The sequence below is a fragment of the Brevundimonas sp. Root1279 genome (assembly GCF_001425945.1).
GTDB lineage: Bacteria > Pseudomonadota > Alphaproteobacteria > Caulobacterales > Caulobacteraceae > Brevundimonas.
In genome coordinates this window covers 302,281-317,757 of the sequence record NZ_LMEB01000005.1, presented here as the reverse complement: position 1 = coordinate 317,757, position 15,477 = coordinate 302,281, and the positions used below count along the sequence as shown (strand labels likewise).

General features: G+C 69.4%; 17 protein-coding genes. 6 read left to right on the top strand and 11 right to left on the bottom strand.

Annotated elements, in window-relative coordinates; genetic code table 11:
* Together ASC65_RS07410 and ASC65_RS07405 are read right to left on the bottom strand one after the other, a co-directional pair.
* Entirely contained in the window at window positions 1–2,508 is a 2,508-nt protein-coding gene (locus ASC65_RS07410) for a hybrid sensor histidine kinase/response regulator (protein ID WP_056451222.1), read from the bottom strand.
* Between the two features lie 62 nt (window positions 2,509–2,570).
* Entirely contained in the window at window positions 2,571–3,266 is a 696-nt protein-coding gene (locus tag ASC65_RS07405; RefSeq protein ID WP_056451221.1) for a type 1 glutamine amidotransferase, read from the bottom strand.
* A 75-nt stretch (window positions 3,267–3,341) separates the two neighbouring features.
* Here ASC65_RS07405 and ASC65_RS07400 point away from each other — a divergent pair, with 75 nt between their 5' ends.
* Entirely contained in the window at window positions 3,342–3,650 is a 309-nt protein-coding gene (locus tag ASC65_RS07400) for an antibiotic biosynthesis monooxygenase family protein (RefSeq protein WP_056451220.1), read from the top strand.
* Between the two features lie 10 nt (window positions 3,651–3,660).
* On the opposite strand, the gene rlmJ is transcribed toward ASC65_RS07400, so the two are convergent.
* On the bottom strand, window positions 3,661–4,482 hold the full coding sequence (gene rlmJ / locus ASC65_RS07395; RefSeq protein WP_056451217.1) for a 23S rRNA (adenine(2030)-N(6))-methyltransferase RlmJ: 822 nt from the start codon (window positions 4,480–4,482) through the stop codon (window positions 3,661–3,663).
* 87 nt (window positions 4,483–4,569) lie between these two features.
* Between rlmJ and ASC65_RS07390 the strand changes: the two genes are divergently transcribed.
* The 3 genes from ASC65_RS07390 to ASC65_RS07380 all read left to right on the top strand — a co-directional run bounded on the left by ASC65_RS07390 (window position 4,570) and on the right by ASC65_RS07380 (window position 6,377).
* The gene (locus ASC65_RS07390) at window positions 4,570–4,914 is read left to right on the top strand and encodes a hypothetical protein (RefSeq protein WP_056451213.1); all 345 of its coding nucleotides are present in this window, start codon (window positions 4,570–4,572) and stop codon (window positions 4,912–4,914) included.
* Entirely contained in the window at window positions 4,911–5,912 is a 1,002-nt protein-coding gene (locus ASC65_RS07385; RefSeq protein WP_327019505.1) for a DNA topoisomerase IB, read from the top strand. The genes ASC65_RS07390 and ASC65_RS07385 overlap by 4 nt, the downstream gene beginning before the upstream one ends.
* Window positions 5,913–5,984: 72 nt before the next feature.
* Window positions 5,985–6,377 carry a hypothetical protein gene (locus tag ASC65_RS07380; protein ID WP_056451206.1) on the top strand — a complete coding sequence of 131 codons (393 nt, stop codon included), beginning with the start codon at window positions 5,985–5,987 and terminating at the stop codon, window positions 6,375–6,377.
* Here the strand turns inward: ASC65_RS07380 and ASC65_RS07375 are convergent.
* Genes ASC65_RS07375 through ispH form a run of 6 tightly spaced genes read right to left on the bottom strand, consistent with a single transcriptional unit; the run spans window position 6,374 to window position 11,327 of the window.
* Entirely contained in the window at window positions 6,374–6,829 is a 456-nt protein-coding gene (locus ASC65_RS07375; RefSeq protein WP_056451204.1) for an opioid growth factor receptor-related protein, read from the bottom strand. The two genes, ASC65_RS07380 and ASC65_RS07375, sit on opposite strands and share 4 nt — an antisense overlap.
* Window positions 6,830–6,840: 11 nt before the next feature.
* The gene (tdh, locus tag ASC65_RS07370) at window positions 6,841–7,893 is read right to left on the bottom strand and encodes an L-threonine 3-dehydrogenase (protein WP_056451202.1); all 1,053 of its coding nucleotides are present in this window, start codon (window positions 7,891–7,893) and stop codon (window positions 6,841–6,843) included.
* Entirely contained in the window at window positions 7,893–8,144 is a 252-nt protein-coding gene (locus tag ASC65_RS07365; RefSeq protein ID WP_056451200.1) for a hypothetical protein, read from the bottom strand. The genes tdh and ASC65_RS07365 overlap by 1 nt, the downstream gene beginning before the upstream one ends.
* Window positions 8,145–8,167: 23 nt before the next feature.
* Window positions 8,168–9,361, bottom strand: coding sequence for a glycine C-acetyltransferase (locus tag ASC65_RS07360; protein ID WP_056451197.1), 1,194 nt, complete (start codon window positions 9,359–9,361; stop codon window positions 8,168–8,170).
* A gap of 49 nt (window positions 9,362–9,410) precedes the next feature.
* Window positions 9,411–10,301, bottom strand: coding sequence for a DUF4232 domain-containing protein (locus ASC65_RS07355; RefSeq protein ID WP_056451445.1), 891 nt, complete (start codon window positions 10,299–10,301; stop codon window positions 9,411–9,413).
* 54 nt (window positions 10,302–10,355) lie between these two features.
* Entirely contained in the window at window positions 10,356–11,327 is a 972-nt protein-coding gene (gene ispH / locus ASC65_RS07350; RefSeq protein ID WP_056451194.1) for a 4-hydroxy-3-methylbut-2-enyl diphosphate reductase, read from the bottom strand.
* A 163-nt stretch (window positions 11,328–11,490) separates the two neighbouring features.
* On the opposite strand from ispH, the gene ASC65_RS07345 reads away from it, so the two are divergent.
* Together ASC65_RS07345 and argS are read left to right on the top strand one after the other, a co-directional pair.
* Window positions 11,491–12,186, top strand: a complete 696-nt coding sequence (locus ASC65_RS07345) for a hypothetical protein (protein ID WP_056451191.1) — start codon at window positions 11,491–11,493, stop codon at window positions 12,184–12,186.
* On the top strand, window positions 12,186–13,988 hold the full coding sequence (argS, locus tag ASC65_RS07340) for an arginine--tRNA ligase (protein ID WP_056451188.1): 1,803 nt from the start codon (window positions 12,186–12,188) through the stop codon (window positions 13,986–13,988). Before ASC65_RS07345 ends, argS begins: the two co-directional genes overlap by 1 nt.
* 15 nt (window positions 13,989–14,003) lie before the next feature.
* On the opposite strand, the gene ASC65_RS07335 is transcribed toward argS, so the two are convergent.
* Both ASC65_RS07335 and ASC65_RS07330 read right to left on the bottom strand, forming a co-directional pair.
* Window positions 14,004–14,687 carry a hypothetical protein gene (locus ASC65_RS07335; protein WP_056451185.1) on the bottom strand — a complete coding sequence of 228 codons (684 nt, stop codon included), beginning with the start codon at window positions 14,685–14,687 and terminating at the stop codon, window positions 14,004–14,006.
* A 47-nt stretch (window positions 14,688–14,734) separates the two neighbouring features.
* Window positions 14,735–15,373 carry a hypothetical protein gene (locus ASC65_RS07330; RefSeq protein WP_056451182.1) on the bottom strand — a complete coding sequence of 213 codons (639 nt, stop codon included), beginning with the start codon at window positions 15,371–15,373 and terminating at the stop codon, window positions 14,735–14,737.
* Window positions 15,374–15,477: the final 104 nt, after the last annotated feature.

The following is a 15,477-nucleotide window of genomic DNA, read 5'->3' as shown; positions in this document are numbered from 1 at the left end:
CTAGGCCGCCTCGCGCGCCTCGACGTCGAGGGCGTTGCTGATGGCGGCGAACAGGCTGGCCAGGGTCACCGGCTTGGTGACGTGGCCGTCGGCGCCGGCGAAGCGGCCGGCCTCGACGTGCTCGGCCATGGCGTTGGCGGTCAGCATCAGCACCGGCGTGCGCGCCAGGCCGAGGGTCGCCTCGTGCTCGCGGATCTTCCGGGTGGCGGTCAGGCCGTCCATGACCGGCATCTGCATGTCCATCAGGACCACGTCGAAGCCGCCGTCGACGAAGGCGTCCAGCGCCTCCGCACCATTCTCGACGGCGACCATCTCCATGGCCGTGGCCGACAGCATGATCTCAACCACCTTGCGGTTCGCGGGATGGTCATCGGCCAGCAGGATGCGCAGCGGAGCCGCGGCGACGTCGGCCGTCGTCGCTTCGGCCTCGACCGGCGCCGCGGGAGCGTCGGCCGCCGGCAGCGGAATGTCGAACCAGAAGGTCGAGCCTTCGCCCGGGGTGCTGTCGCAATCCAGCGTCCCACCCATCAGCTCCACCAGGGCCGCAGAGATGGTCAGGCCCAGACCGGTGCCGCCAAAGCGCCGCGTGATCGACCCGTCGGCCTGCTGGAAGCGGCCGAAGATGCGGCTCTTGGTGTCCCCGTCGAACCCCAAGCCGGTGTCGCTGACCCGGAATTGCACCCGCCCATCGGGGGCGGACGAGACCGTCAGGCGCACCGCGCCCTCGGAGGTGAACTTCAGTGCATTGCTGACCAGGTTGGTCAGCACCTGGCGCAGGCGCACGGCGTCTCCCTCGACATGGCCGGCCAGCGCTCCGTCGAAGTCGACCTCGAGCGCCACATGCTTGTCCTCGGCCTTGACCCGCCACAGCGCGGCGACGTCGCCCACGGTCTGCTCCAGGTCGAAGGCGACCGGCTCGATCGCCACCTGGCCGGACTCGATCTTGGCGCTGTCGAGGATGTCGGACAGCAAACGCTCCAGAGTCGCCCCGGACGACCGGATGAGGTCGACCATCTCGTGTTCCTGGGCGTCGAGCTCGCGCCGGGCCAGGGCGTCGGCCATCGACACCACGCCGTTCAGCGGGGTGCGGATCTCGTGGCTCATGTTGGCGAGGAACTCGCTCTTCGCGCGGTTGGCCTCCTCGGCGCGGCGACGGGCAGCGCGGAGCTGGGCGGCCTGGCGCCACAGCCAGGCGACGGTCGCGCCGGCCGAGAGCAGGAAGATCACCCCGATGCCGATTACGATCTGCTGCAGGCGGGTGTTGGACCGCGCGGTCTCCAGCTGGCTGCGGCGCTCGGTCAGCTGCTGCTGCATGTTGCCGGTCACCTGGTGGATGCCCGTGCTGAAGCTGCGCGCCGCGTCGGTCTCGCTCTCCAGCATGTGGGCGCGCAGCAGGCGGTAGGCTTCCTCGGAGCGGCCCTCCGCGAACAGCACCTCGGCCTCGACGTGATTGACCTCGGACTGGATCGCGGCCTCGTCCTGCAGGCGGCGCAGCGCGGCCAGGTCGCGGCGGGCTCCGGTCAGGTCGCCGGTGCGGGCGCGGGCGATGGCGCGCAACGGCAGGGTCTCGGCGGCCAGATAGGCTGCCTCCCCCAGGTCCTCGCCGAAGGGCGCCAGACACGCCAGCACGGCCCGCGGCTCGGCCCGGGCGTTGGCCACCGTGGCGCACAGGCTGGCGTCGTAGATCGACAGGGTCGTCAGGCCGGCGCGCTGCGCCAGTCGGTGGTGGGCGTCATAATAGACGGCGGCGCGGCGATGATCGCCGACCTGCACGGCCATCATGGTCAGGTTGTAGAGGCTGTCGAAGTCCGGACGGGGATAGGCCGGGTTGGAATAGTCGATCTCGAACTTACGGAAGGCGGTGGCGGCGCCCTGGACGTCGTTGAGGTCCTTCAGCCCCATGCCGGCGACCTCCCAGATGCCGGCCCGGGCGGTGGCGGCGAAGGGGTCGTGGTCAGGAATGTCGGCCTCGGCGCGGGCCAGGACCTCCAGGCCCTCGCCGATACGGCCGCGGTCCATCAGCCCCAGGGCGGTCAGGCGGGCGGCGTGGGCGCGCACGAACCAGTCGCGGCCCGAGGTCGCCATCTGGGCCATCTGGGCGCTGACGCCGGTTTCGCCCTGGTCGTAGCGGATGGTCAGCGCATTGAGGTGGGCGATGTCGATGTAGCGGTCGTCGCGCTGGGCGCGTGCGCCCGCTGCGAGGCGGTCGTTCCACTCGGTGGCCGCTTCGAAATCGCCCTGGTTCAGGATGGTCCAGGTGACGTGATAGAGACGGTTCAGGCCTTCGCGATCGCTGCGGTACGACGCCGCCCGGCCAAAGGTATCGAGCGCCCGGAAGGTGGTGGCGCCGGCGCGACGCTCGACGAAAAGGGCCAGGCGCGCGGCGTCGTCGACCCGTTCGCCGTTCGCTCCGGCCGGCTCGGCGTGGTTGGCGAGAGCGGGCGCCGCCAGGCCGAACAGGGCGGCGGCGGCGAGGCTCGCGAGGACGATGCGGCGGATAAACGACATGAAGGGCCCGACTTGACCCGCCTACGTCGCACGACATTCGTTTCGTAAGGTTTACGCCGGCGTCAACGCGGCGCGGACAGGAAGCGACGGATCCATTCGCCGGCCAGGGCCCGGTCGTCCGGCTCCTTGAGGCTGGCCAGGGCCTCGTCGACCAGGGCCGGGTCGATGCGATCACGGCGCCCGCCGGTCAGCGCCGACGCATAGGCCGGCGTGAACTCCGGATGGCCCTGCATGGTGATCAGGTCGTCGCCCCAGGCCAACCCGGCCAGGGGCGCGAAGTCGCTGGTCAGCCAGACCCGGGCCTCGGGCGGCTTCTCGACCACCTGGTCCTGGTGCGAGGCGGGCATGGCGAGCGAGATCCCCGGCGGGGTCATCCATGGCTCGTCGGTGATCACCTCATAGCGGTGCAGGCCGACGCCCCAACCGAGATCGGATTTCTCGACCCGGCCGCCCAGCGCCTGAGCCATGGCCTGGTGGCCGAAGCAGACCCCGACCATGCGCAGCTCGCCGCGGGCCATGCGGATCCAGTCCAGCAGAGCCTCGATCCAGGCGTCCTTTTCGTAGACCCCCGCCGAGGAGCCGGTGATGATCGCCCCGTCGAACGCCACCGGGTCCGGCCACTCGTGCGCCTGGACGTCGAAGGCGGTGTAGCTGAAGCCATTGCCGAGCAGGGTCCGGAACATGGCCGGGTAATCGCCGTGGGCCTCGGAAAGGGCGGGCGGCGGTCCGCCGGTCTTCAGGATGGCGATGCGGGTCATGGCGTGCTCCTCGATCCGCCCCGATATGGGCCGTCACACAAGACGCGCAAAGCCTGATCCGTTAGAGGAGCCGCCATGACCGAAGCCGAGCTTGCGCCCGTCGTCCTCATCAACGTCTATCGCTGCCAGCCCGAGAAGCTGGACGCGCTGATGGAGCACCTGACCCAGATGCTCCAGGCCCAGAGAGCGTTGGACGGCTTCGTCTCGGCCACCGTGCACCGCGGGCTGAACGGCCGGGTGGCGGCCGTGCATTCGATCTGGCGCTCGCGCGAGGACTGGAAGGCCATGGCGCGCCATCCGTCCGTGATGCAGATCATGGAGCCGATAACCGCCATCGCGACCTTCGAACCGCACCTCTATGAGCCGGGCGAAGTGATCGATTAGGCGGCCGGGCCTAGCCCGTGGTCCAGACCTCGGACCGCGCCCCCGACTCGCCGAGCGTACCGGCGACCCAGCCGCAGATCTCGGCCGCGGCCGCTTCCGCGCCGGCGGGTGCATTGAGCACCACCATGGCGCAGCCGTTCATCTTCATCGGATTGGTCAGCGGCCGCAGGCGCGCCTCGGCCACCAGCACCCGTTTGGCCCCCTGCTGGTCCAGCCGGCGCAGGAAGCCGTCGAAGGTCTCCATGTCCTTCAGCGGGGTCCAGATGGCCACCAGGGCGCGCGGGTCGGCGCGGACGATGGCGGCGCCGGTCTCGGCGGCCCGCATGTAGTCGTCGGGGCGCTCGAACGGCGGATCGATCAGCACGAAGCCGCCCTTGGTCCGCGCCGCCTCCGCCTGGGCCTGGTCATAGCCGTCGCCAGCCCTCGCCTCGGCCGCCGGGAAGGGCGCCAGCGCCTCCTCCAGCAGCTCGACCACCGGCGGGTTCAGCTCGAAGCCGACGTAGCGGTCGTCGCGGCGCAGACGGCCGGCGACCAGCAGGGGCGAGCCCGGATAGAGGCCGACCCCGCCGCGGGGGTTCAGCTTGGCGACCTCGGCGGCCAGGGCCTCGATCAGCGGCGGACGGCCCTCGGCGGCCATAAGGCGGGCCACCCCCGCCTCGGCCTCCTTGGAGCGCACGGCGTCGCCGGTCAGGTCGTAGACGCCGGCCCCGGCATGAGTGTCGATGACGGTCACCGGGCCGGAGGCCTGGCGGCGCTCCAGCAGCCACAACATCAGGGCGTGCTTGACCAGGTCGGCGAAGTTTCCGGCGTGGAAGCTGTGGCGATAATTCATGCGTCGCTCTCCCCCGCGCCGGGCGCGGGGTCAAGCCGGAACCGGCGGGGACCTCCTGTCGTTGCGCAAGCCCGACGAGAGCCGACGATGATCGACCACCCCGCCCTGTCCGACGAAGACCGCACCCCGCCCGCGACCGTGGCGGCCCAGGCGGCGCGCGGGCTGGCGCTGCGCGAGGAGCACGGCCGCGGCGGCACCGAGGTCGGCGAGCGCCGGGCCGAACAGCTGAGCGATCGGCGCACGGTCAGCGATCGCGACATCAAGTCGATGTACAGCTATTTCGCCCGCCACGCGGTCGACAAGCACGGCCGAGACTGGGCCAACCCCAAGAAACCGTCGGCGGGCTACATCGCCTGGCTGCTGTGGGGCGGCGATCCGGGCCGCGAATGGATCAACGGCCTGAGGGCCCGGCTGCGCGAGGCGCAGGGGTGACCGTCCTCGACCCGGCCGACATCCCCCAGGGCCTGACCTGGTGCAGCGACGAAATGCCCGGGATCAAGCGCACCGCCTCGGGCAAGGGCTTCGCCTACCACGACAAGAACGGCGACCTGATCCGCGACGAGAAGGTGCTGGACCGCATCCGCGCCCTCGCCATCCCGCCGGCGTGGACGGACGTCTGGATCTGCCCGCGCGCCACCGGGCACATCCAGGCCATCGGCCGGGACGTGAAGGGCCGCAAACAGTACCGCTACCACCCGGGCTGGAGCAGCCACGCCGCCGAGACCAAGTTCGACCGCCTGTCCGACTTCGCCCGCGCTCTTCCGAAGCTTCGCAAGCGGGTCGAGGCGGACCTCAACAAGCGAGGTCCGTGCCGCGACAAGGTCCTGGCCACGGCGGTGCGGCTGCTGGAGATCAGCCTGATCCGGGTCGGCAACGCCCAGTACGCCAAGCAGAACCGCTCCTACGGCCTGACCACCCTGCACAAGCGGCACCTGGAGATGGACGGAACGGCTCTGAACTTCTCGTTCCGCGGCAAGAGCGGAGTTGAGCACGAGGTGCGGGTGCGCGACCGGCGGCTCGCCACGGTCGTGCGCGGCCTCAACGAACTGCCGGGACGGCAGCTGTTCAAATATCGGGGGCCCGACGGCGACCTGTGTCCGATCACCTCGGACGACGTGAACGCCTACATCCGCGAGGCCATGGGCGAGCAGTTCTCGGCCAAGGACTTCCGCACCTGGGCCGGCACCGTGTCGGCGGCGCGGGCCTTGCGCGAAATGGAGCCGCCGACCTCGCCCACCGATGCGAAGAAGAAGATCACCGTCTGCGTGAAGGCCGTCGCCGGCCTGCTCGGCAACACGCCGACGGTGTGTCGCTCGTCCTATGTCCACCCTAAGGTCTTCGAGCTGTTCGAGGCGGGAGACCTTCCCGGCGCCCTGCCCGGCCCCGAGGCCCAGAGCTTCGAGAAAGCCCTGATCAAGACATTGAGCTAACGCTGTTGTAACTTGAGTCCCGGGGAGAACGGCGGTCTACGAGCCGCCCGAAATGTCGGAGGGACCCAAACCATGTCGGTATCGAATAATTTTCTGCGTCTCGGTGTGCTGTCCGCCCTGGTGGGCATGAGTCTCGGTGTCTGGATGGGCGCCAACCAGGATTTCGTGCTGCGTCCGGTGCACGCCCACATCAACCTGCTCGGCTTCGCGTCCATGATGCTGTTCGGCCTCTTCTACCGCTCGTTCCCGGCCGCGGCCGAGGGCTGGCTGCCCAAGCTGCATTTCGGCCTGTCGGTGCTCGGCTTCCTGATCTCGATGCCAATGCTGGCCCTGATCCTGCTGGGCAAGCCGGTGCTCATGCCGCTGCTGCCGGTCTCGGAGGTCATGCTGGTCGGCTCGATGTTGCTGTTCGTCATCATCGTCTTCATGGCGACGATGAAGAAGAACGAAGCCGCGGCCGCTTAAGCGGTCTGCCAGTAACCGCGGCTGCGGGCGCTCACGGGCGCCCGCGTCGCTTCCACCCGCGCCAGGATCTGGGCCTTGAAGGCCTCGGCCTCCACGTCGCCGCGCAGGATCCGCAATGAACGGATGATGCGGGTGATGCGCAGGTGGTTGTGGTCGTTCGGCATGAGCCAGTCGTGGGTCATGCGATAGAAGGCGTCCATCCGGTCCGAGGCCGCGGCCAGGGCGCACTGGGCCGTGACCGAGTCGTGGATCGCCTGCACGTCGTCCGCGCTCAGGACCGGCGCGTCCGGCACGGCCGACGACGGCTCCGGCAGCGGGAACAGCCACTGGATGAAGTCGTGCGTCCGCTCCAGCGCCGCATTGTCCATGCCCAGCACCTGGAACAGGGTGCGCCCGCGCGAGTCGGGCCCCTCCCCCTCCAGAAAGGCGACAATGGGCGACCGTTCGGTCATGAGACGGCGGACTAGGCCGCCTTGCTCCAGTCCAGCACGACCTTGCCCGACTGACCCGACCGCATGGCCTCGAAGCCCTCTTCGAAGCGCTGGTAGCTCATCTGGTGAGTGATGAGCGGCTGCAGGTCCAGGCCGGCCTTGAGCAGGCCCAGCATCTTGCGCCAGGTGGTGAACATCTCGCGCCCGTAGACGCCCTTGATGGTCAGGGCCTTGAGGATGATCGTCCCCCAGTCGGTCTCCATCGGCTTGGACGGAATGCCCAGCAGGGCCATGCCGCCGCCCATGATCAGGGTGTCGACGCACTGCTTGAAGGCGATCGGCGAGCCCGACATCTCCAGCGCCACGTCGAAGCCGACCTTGAGGCCCAGCTCGTGCATGACGTCCTTAAGGTCTTCCTTGGTGGTGTTCACCGTGCGGACGCCGGGCGCGACCTTCTGGGCCAGCTCGAGGCGGAAGTCGTTGATGTCGGTCAGGACGACGGTGCGGGCGCCGGCGTGGCGGGCGACGGCGGCGGCCATCATGCCGATGGGCCCCGCGCCGGTGACCAGCACGTCCTCGCCGAGCAGGTCGAACTGCTGGGCGGTGTGCACGGCGTTGCCGAACGGATCGAGGATCGAGCCGATCTCATAGGGGACGTCGTCGGGCAGTTCGATGACGTTGAAGGCCGGGGCCACGACGTATTCGGCGAAGGCGCCCTGGCGGTTCACGCCGATGCCGCGGGTGTCCGGGTCGAGGTGGAAATGGCCGGCGCGGGCCGCTTCCGAGTTCAGGTCGATGACGTGGCCTTCGGCCGAGACGCGCTGGCCGACCTTCAGGCGGCGGTCGACATCCTTGCCGATGGCGACGATCTCGCCGGCGAACTCGTGGCCGGTGATCATCGGCACCGGGACGTTCTTCTGGGACCACTCGTCCCAGTTCCAGATGTGGATGTCGGTGCCGCAGACGGCGGTCTTGTGCACCTTGATCAGCACGTCCTCGTCGCCGGCGACCGGGATGGGGGCGTCGATCAGCTCCAGCCCCACGCCGGGCTTGGTCTTGGCCAGGGCCTTCATGGTGTCGATCATCACATACTCCCGTCGAACATTCGCGCCTTGCCGGTCGCCTTATTCACAAACACCGCAACGGCGCCATCAACCAACGTCCCTTCGGGACTGTAGGTGTCGAAGACCACCGTGTACTCGCCAGTCAGGGACATAGACGCGTCGTGAACATCGCCAGCCTCATAGCGCCATCCCTTAAGATCGAGAGACGCTACATACGCCTCAGCGATCGCCTGAGCGTCTTTCTCTGTAAGCCTGAGCCCCTTGTGGCCCATATCAACTCCGGTCGCGAACGGCCTTAGCCGATCACGCCCAGTTCCTTGCCGGCCGTCGTGAACGCCGCGACCGCTTGATCAATCTGTTCGAAGGTGTGCGCCGCCGACATCTGGGTGCGGATGCGGGCCTGGCCGCGGGGCACCACCGGGAACGAAAAGCCGATGACGTAGACGCCCAGCTCCAGCAGGCGGGCGGCCATGTCCTGGGCCAGCTTCGCGTCGCCCAGCATGACCGGGATGATCGGGTGCTCGCCCGGCTGCAGGGTGAAGCCGGCCTCGGTCATGGCGGCGCGATAGCGGGCGGCGTTGGCGAACAGCTGCTTGCGCAGGGCGTCGCCCTCTTCGCCCGCGGCGATGCGGATGGCCTCCAGCGACGAACCGCAGACGGCGGGGCTCAGGGCGTTGGAGAACAGGTACGGGCGCGCCCGCTGCTTGAGCAGGGCGACGACATTGGCCTTGGCGCAGATGAAGCCGCCCATGGCCCCGCCCAGGGCCTTGCCGAAGGTGCCGGTGACGAAGTCGACCTCGACGTCGTTCCAGGCGTAGGAGCCGCGGCCCTGCGGGCCGAGGAAGCCGGTGGCGTGGCAGTCGTCGACCATGATCAGGGCCGAGTACTTGTCGGCCAGGGCCCGGATGTCCTTCAGCTTGGCGATGTAGCCGTCCATCGAGAAGGCGCCGTCGGTGGCGATGATGATCTCCTTGGCGCCGTCGGCCCGGGCCTGCTTCAGCTGGGCCTCGAGGTCGGCCATGTCCGAGGTGGCGAAGCGGTAGCGCTTGGCCTTGCACAGGCGGACGCCGTCGATGATCGAGGCGTGGTTCAGGCTGTCCGAAATGATCGCGTCCTCGGCCCCGAACAGGGGCTCGAAGATGCCGCCGTTGGCGTCGAAGGCCGCGGCGAAGAGGATGGTGTCCTCGAAGCCGAGGTAGTCGGCGATCGCGCGTTCGAGTTCCTTGTGGATCTCCAGCGTGCCGCAGATGAAGCGCACCGAGGCCGTGCCCGCGCCCCACTTTTCCTGGGCCCGGATGCCCGCCTGGGTCACCCGCTCGTCGCCGGCGAGGCCGAGGTAGTTGTTGGCGCAGAAGTTGAGCACATCGCGCCCGCCGACCTTGATCACCGGTCCCTGTCGGGAAGCGATGACCCGTTCCGGCTTGGTCAGGCCCTGGGCGTCGATGTCGGCGAGTTCCGCGGAGACGCGGTCATAGAAGGTCGCTGTCATGCGCGCTCCGCTACGCCGTTTTGGCGACGGTTTGAACCCCTGCCGAGGTTCACGTCGCCGGTTCGGCCTCCGAGCGGAACGGACTCACGTCGATCCGGCCGCCGCAGGGCGTGAAGACCTGGGCGAGGCTGACCGGCGCGGTGTCGCCCGGGGCGGTCATGCGGATGCGGCCGGCGGTCGGGCAGGTCTTTTCGCCTTCCGCCTCGTTCGGAACGACGGTCCAGGCGAGGTCGAAGAAGGCCTTGGCCTGCGGGGCCAGTTCGACCGGCGCGGGCGCCTCGCCTGAGTGAAGGTAGCTGCCGGGTTTCTGGTCCGAACGGACTGTGGTCAGATTGCGGTTCTGGCGATCCTGCAAGGCGACCGTCGGATAGCCGGTCAGGCTGCACGCCTGGGTCCCGATGTTCTGGACGCCGACGATGGTCACCCGGTGGCCCATGCCGGCGTCGCCGCCGTCGGTCGACAGGCGCAGCTGCGGGCCCTTGCACGGGGCGGCCACCGGCTTGACGCCGCCGGCAGGGGGGACCGCGCCCGGCGGCAGCACGTCCGGCGTGGCCGACGGCCGGCTGCACCGCTCCAGCACCGTGGTGCCGATCTCTTCGTTGGGGCCCAGCCGGCTCAGCGTGCCGCTCTCGACGCCGTTGCGGTTGGCGGTCCACCACTCCAGACCATTGCCGGTGTAGCGCGCGCCCGAAGCCGAGCGGGCGACGGTCATGTCGTGGGTCTGGCCCTTGTAGGTGACGCGGGCGGTGGACTGGTCCGCATAGACCGCGGTGACCGACTGGCCGCTCTCGCAGGCGTAGGTCACGGGCGGCGCGGCCGGGGTGGTCGCTGCCGGCGCCACCGGTTCGACGGGAGCCTCGGCGGGCGGTTCAGCCTCCTGGGTGCAGGCGCCGAGCAGGGCGAGAACGGAAACGACGGCGCAAGCGGACTGAAGACGCATGGACATCCCCTGTTGTGTCGGCCACCTAACGTATCCGAACGGCAAAGGCTCCGCTTAGGCGGTCAACACCCGCGGCAGCTTGAAGGTCACGGTCTCGCGCTCGCCGTCGTCCTCGACCACCGTGGCGTCGAAGCGCTCGCGCACCGCGTCGATCAGGTCCTGGATCAGCTTCTCGGGCGCCGAGGCCCCCGCCGTGATCCCCAGCGTCTGAACCCCGTCCAGCCAGGCCCAGTCCACGTGCCCCGCGTCATCGATGAGCCGGGCGTCGCGGGCGCCGGCTCTCAGGGCGACCTCGACCAGCCGGGCGGAGTTGGACGAGTTCTTCGATCCGACCACCAGCACCAGTTCGCAGCCCGCGCCCAAATGCTTCACCGCCTCCTGGCGGTTTGTCGTGGCGTAGCAGATGTCTTCCTTGTGCGGGTCGGGCAGTTCCGGGAAGCGGCGCTTCAGGGCGGCCAGGATCTCGGCCGTGTCGTCGACCGACAATGTGGTCTGGGTGGCGTAGGCCAGGGGCGCGTCGCCGGGGCGCTGGAAGGCCTCGGCGTCCTCGACCGTCTCGACCAGGCTGATGGCGCCCGCGGGCAGCTGGCCCATGGTGCCGATCACCTCGGGGTGGCCGGCGTGGCCGATCAGGATGATGTGCCGGCCGGCGGCGTGGTGGCGCTCGGCCTCGACGTGGACCTTGGAGACCAGAGGGCAGGTGGCGTCGAGGAACAGCATCTCGCGGGCCCGGGCCGTGGCGGGAATCGCCTTGGGCACGCCGTGCGCCGAGAACACCACCGGACGGTCGTCCGGGCATTCGTCCAGCTCCTTGACGAAGACCGCCCCCATCGCCTTCAGCCGGTCGACGACGTGGCGGTTGTGGACGATCTCGTGCCGCACATAGACCGGGGCGCCGTACTTCTCGATGGCCCGCTCGACGATCTGGATGGCCCGATCCACGCCCGCGCAAAAGCCGCGCGGCGTCGCCAAGCGGACAGTCAGGGGGCGCTTTTGGTCAGGCCGGATGGGCGTGTGCAGGGTCATGCCGGGAACCTAGTCGTTCGCCCCGCCGCCCGCCACCGCGCTGTGCATACGAACACGGTGTTCGCGCGGGTTTGCCGCGCCTCGCTTTAGCCGCTATCAGCGGTGAGCGTGCGCGCCGCGTCGGGGTGTGGCGCGCCTCCTCCGTTCGTGGAAAAATCCTTCGATGCGTCGCGTCTTCAAGACTTCCCTGGCCTCGGTGGCCGCCGTCGTCGCCGTCTCGGCCGCCATGGTCCCCCTGGCCGCACAGGCCCAGTCCCAGAATCGCCCGCAGCAGCAGGAGCGCGGCCAGACCGCCGACGGGGCCGAGGCCAACACCACGGCCCGCCGCCCTCGCATCGCCCCGCTGCGCCGCGCCGCGGCGGCAGGCCCCTGCCCCTATGTCAAAATTCTCTACGACGCCGCCCGCTACGTCGAACTGACCGGCGACCGGGTCGCCGCCTCGAACGTGGGCTTCACCGGCGAGATCGAGGGTCTGGTGTCGAACTGCGGCTACCAGGACGACCAGCCGATCACGGTCGAGACCCGCGTCCTGTTCAACCTCGGCCGCGGCCCGCAGGCCCAGGGCGATCAACGCACCTATCGCTACTGGATCGCCGTGACGGAGCGGAACAAGGCTGTGCTGGCCAAGCAGTATTTCGACCTGCCGGTCAATTTCGAAGGCGCCCAGACCGCCTCGGTGACGCAGGACCAGACCATCGTCATCCCGCGCGCCAGCGCCACCACCAGCGGCGATAATTTCGAGATTCTGGTCGGCTTCGACGTCACGCCGGAAATGGCCGACTTCAACCGATCGGGCAGCCGCTTCCGCGTCAACGCGGGCACGACCCAGCCGCCCGCCGCCCAGCCCCCGGCCCAGTAATGACCGATCTCAGGACTATTCTGGGCGAAGCGGTCGGGGCCGCCTTCGCCGCCGAAGGCGTGGAGGCTTCGCTTGCCCGCGTCACCGCGTCGGACCGGCCGGACCTGGCCGACTTCCAGTCGAACGGCGCCCTGGCCGCCGCCAAGGCGCTGAAGGCCAACCCGCGCGAACTGGCCGCCAAGGTCGCCGCCAGGCTCGAGGGCGATCCGCGCCTGGCCTCGGTCGAGATCGCCGGCCCGGGCTTCATCAATCTGAAGGTCGCCGACGCCGCCCTGGCCGCGCGCGCCGCTCAGGTCGCCGCCGACGCCGATCATTCGGGCGCCGCCCTGGTGGCCGAGCCGCGCAAGGTGGTCATCGACTACGCCGGGCCGAACGTGGCCAAGCCGATGCACGTCGGCCACCTGCGCTCGTCGATCATCGGCGAGAGCCTGAAGCGCCTGTATCGCTTCCGCGGGGACCAGGTGTGGGGCGACGCCCACTTCGGCGACTGGGGCTTCCAGATGGGCCTGCTGATCACCGCCCTGGGTGACGAGGGCAAGGCCGACGCCTTCATGGTCGCGGGCGACGGCCCCTTCCCGGCCGAGAGCCCGGTCGCGCTGGAGGACCTCGAGCGCCTCTATCCGGCCGCCGCCGCCAAGGCCAAGGAAGACCCCGCCTTCCGCGACCGCGCCCGCAAGGCGACCGCCGAGCTGCAAGGCGGCCGCCCCGGCTACCGCGCCCTGTGGAAGCATATGCACGACGTCTCGATGAAGGCGCTGCAGCGTGAGTTCAGCGCCCTCGGCGTCACCTTCGATCTGTGGAACGGCGAATCCGACGCCGATCCCCTGATCCCGGGCATGGTCGAGGAGCTGAAGGCCAAGGGCCTGCTGGTCGAGGACGCCGGCGCCCAGGTCATCCACGTCGCCCGCCCCGGCGAGACGCGCAAGAAGAAGCTGCCCGACGGCTCAACCGCCGAGGTCCCGAGCCCGCCGCCGTTGCTGGTGGTGTCGTCGGAAGGGTCTGCCATGTACGGCACGACCGACCTGGCCACGATCAAGCAGCGCCGCCGCGACCAGGACTTCGACCTCGTCCTCTATGTCGTCGACGAGCGCCAGGCCGAGCATTTCGAACAGGTGTTCCGCGGCGCCTATCTGGCCGGCTACGCCGCCGAGGGCCAGCTGGACCACCTCGGCTTCGGCACCATGAACGGCCCCGACGGCAAGCCCTTCAAGACCCGCGCGGGCGGCGTGCTGAAGCTGCACGACCTGATCAGCCAGGCCACCGACAAGGCGCGCGAACGGCTGCACGAGGCCAAGCTGGGCGAGTCCCTGCCCGAGGCCGAGTTCGAGGACATCGCCCGCAAGGTGGCCGTCGCCGCCCTCAAGTTCGCCGACCTGTCGAACGCCCGGACCACCAGCTACATCTTCGACCTTGATCGCTTCATGAGCTTCGAGGGCAAGACCGGCCCCTACCTGTTGTACCAGGCGGTGCGGATCAAATCCCTGCTGCGCAAGGCCGCCGACCAGGGCGCCGACTTCGCCCCCGTCGTCATCGCTGAGCCGGCCGAACGCGACCTGGCCCTGACGCTGGACGCCTTCTCCCAAGCGGTTGCGGAAGCCTACGACAAGAAGATGCCGCACCTGGTGTCCGAGCACGCCTACCGGCTGGCCCAGACCTTCTCGAAATTCTACGCCGCCTGCCCCGTGCTGGTCGCGCCGGACGAAGCGACCAAGGGCTCGCGCCTGACCCTGTCCAAGGCGGTGCTGGATCAGCTGGAGACGGCCTTGAACCTGCTCGGCATCGACACGCCGGAGCGAATGTAGGGTCAGGCCGCTCGGCTAGCGCCAGCCGTCGCGAATCCAGCGGAACCGGGCGCGCTGCCGCGGGTCAGGCAGGAGCATCTCGGTGGCCGTCGCGGCGGCGCGCAGGGCGGCGACGTCGTCGGCGACGCAGTACTCGCCGACGACAGTCAGTCCGGGGAAAGGCTTGTTGGTCACGTTGGGGTTGCCCTCGCCTTGGGCGGGTTGCGGCCCGCACCAGATCGGCCAGGTAGTGAAGGCGACGATGCGCCCGTCCGCGTCGAGCGCCTCCGCGCGCAATGCGGCGTAACAGTAGACCAGACGGCTGACGGCCTCGTCGACCGCCGACGATTCCGGGCTCTCCTCCGCCTCCCGGAGACCATGAGGCTCACCGCAGGCCCGTTGGTTGATGCGCAGCTCGCCCGCGGTCAGGACGAAGGCTTCGCTCGACCAGTTATAGTCGACCCGATCCCCGCCGCCACTGCGGTTCAGGTTCAGCTCTTCACCGCCGCGGACAATCCGGCGCTGGGCGCAGTCCGGCCATTCCTCCAGCGCCAGGTGAGTATCGAAGGCGCACTCCGGATCGACGGCGGCCCAGACGCCGTCGCGCAAGGCGGGCGCCCCAATCGCATCGGCGGGACCGAACCAGGGCGTCTCGGAACGCACCATGTTGGTGCAGGCGCCGAGCAGCACAAACGAGACCAGCAGGACGAAAGCGCGCACCGAACCACCTCATCACGGATCCGTGATGATTGCTCTCGTTTCCGTGATCACGCAACTAGGCAGTCGTCCGACAGGCTGCGCTGCGCCAGCGCGGCCATGATGCTCCAGATGGCGCTGGCGGCGACGACGATCAGCACGCTGTGCACGTCCGCGCCCCAGTGCCCGCTCGCCAACCAGACGAGGAATCCCGCCGCCAGCAGCAGGCCGCCGTACTTCAGGCCGCGATCCTCGGCGCGGTTGGGCCAGGCCCAGGCGAACAGGCCGATGCCGAGCGCCAGCAGGACGTAGTGCACCGTGGCGAAGCCCTGGTTGATCCAGAAGGTGATGTGGCGCAGCGCATCCAGCGTCTCCGGCCCGAACTCGCCCTCCTGCGTCGCCTCGGCGACATCGGCCATGACCAGACCGCTCATGGTCGCGGCGCCCATGCCGGCGATCAGGCTGGCGACGAGGGTGCAGACGGCCAGCAGCACGATCGGACGGCGCAGGTCGAGGCTGCGGCCCAGTTCGATATAGCCGTACAGCAGCGCCGGCAGGATCAGCAGGGCGGTCCAGTGCACGGCGTCGTTCAGGGTTACATGGCCCAGCGCCGGTCCGCCCATCCGCGTCGGATGCACCATCATCAGCGCGACGTAGAACAGCCAGCCGCACACGAGGGCGGCGGCGCAGGCCTTGCGGTTGGCGGACATGAGCTTCCCTCCCGAAACATTCCCCGGCCTTGTCGATCGCATGGTTCGGCGCGAAAACCAGCGGGGGTCCCGCGCCGAAACGCGGATACGGGACAGAGAGGCCG

What these genes read in the sequence shown, in the direction of transcription:
- ASC65_RS07410 (WP_056451222.1), bottom strand. Translation starts at nt 2,508, where the DNA reads ATGTCGTTTATCCGCCGCATCGTCCTCGCGAGCCTCGCCGCCGCCGCC.
- ASC65_RS07405 (WP_056451221.1), bottom strand. Translation starts at nt 3,266, where the DNA reads ATGACCCGCATCGCCATCCTGAAGACCGGCGGACCGCCGCCCGCCCTT.
- ASC65_RS07400 (WP_056451220.1), top strand. Translation starts at nt 3,342, where the DNA reads ATGACCGAAGCCGAGCTTGCGCCCGTCGTCCTCATCAACGTCTATCGC.
- rlmJ (WP_056451217.1), bottom strand. Translation starts at nt 4,482, where the DNA reads ATGAATTATCGCCACAGCTTCCACGCCGGAAACTTCGCCGACCTGGTC.
- ASC65_RS07390 (WP_056451213.1), top strand. Translation starts at nt 4,570, where the DNA reads ATGATCGACCACCCCGCCCTGTCCGACGAAGACCGCACCCCGCCCGCG.
- ASC65_RS07380 (WP_056451206.1), top strand. Translation starts at nt 5,985, where the DNA reads ATGTCGGTATCGAATAATTTTCTGCGTCTCGGTGTGCTGTCCGCCCTG.
- ASC65_RS07375 (WP_056451204.1), bottom strand. Translation starts at nt 6,829, where the DNA reads ATGACCGAACGGTCGCCCATTGTCGCCTTTCTGGAGGGGGAGGGGCCC.
- tdh (WP_056451202.1), bottom strand. Translation starts at nt 7,893, where the DNA reads ATGATCGACACCATGAAGGCCCTGGCCAAGACCAAGCCCGGCGTGGGG.
- ASC65_RS07365 (WP_056451200.1), bottom strand. Translation starts at nt 8,144, where the DNA reads ATGGGCCACAAGGGGCTCAGGCTTACAGAGAAAGACGCTCAGGCGATC.
- ASC65_RS07360 (WP_056451197.1), bottom strand. Translation starts at nt 9,361, where the DNA reads ATGACAGCGACCTTCTATGACCGCGTCTCCGCGGAACTCGCCGACATC.
- ASC65_RS07355 (WP_056451445.1), bottom strand. Translation starts at nt 10,301, where the DNA reads ATGCGTCTTCAGTCCGCTTGCGCCGTCGTTTCCGTTCTCGCCCTGCTC.
- ispH (WP_056451194.1), bottom strand. Translation starts at nt 11,327, where the DNA reads ATGACCCTGCACACGCCCATCCGGCCTGACCAAAAGCGCCCCCTGACT.
- ASC65_RS07345 (WP_056451191.1), top strand. Translation starts at nt 11,491, where the DNA reads ATGCGTCGCGTCTTCAAGACTTCCCTGGCCTCGGTGGCCGCCGTCGTC.
- argS (WP_056451188.1), top strand. Translation starts at nt 12,186, where the DNA reads ATGACCGATCTCAGGACTATTCTGGGCGAAGCGGTCGGGGCCGCCTTC.
- ASC65_RS07330 (WP_056451182.1), bottom strand. Translation starts at nt 15,373, where the DNA reads ATGTCCGCCAACCGCAAGGCCTGCGCCGCCGCCCTCGTGTGCGGCTGG.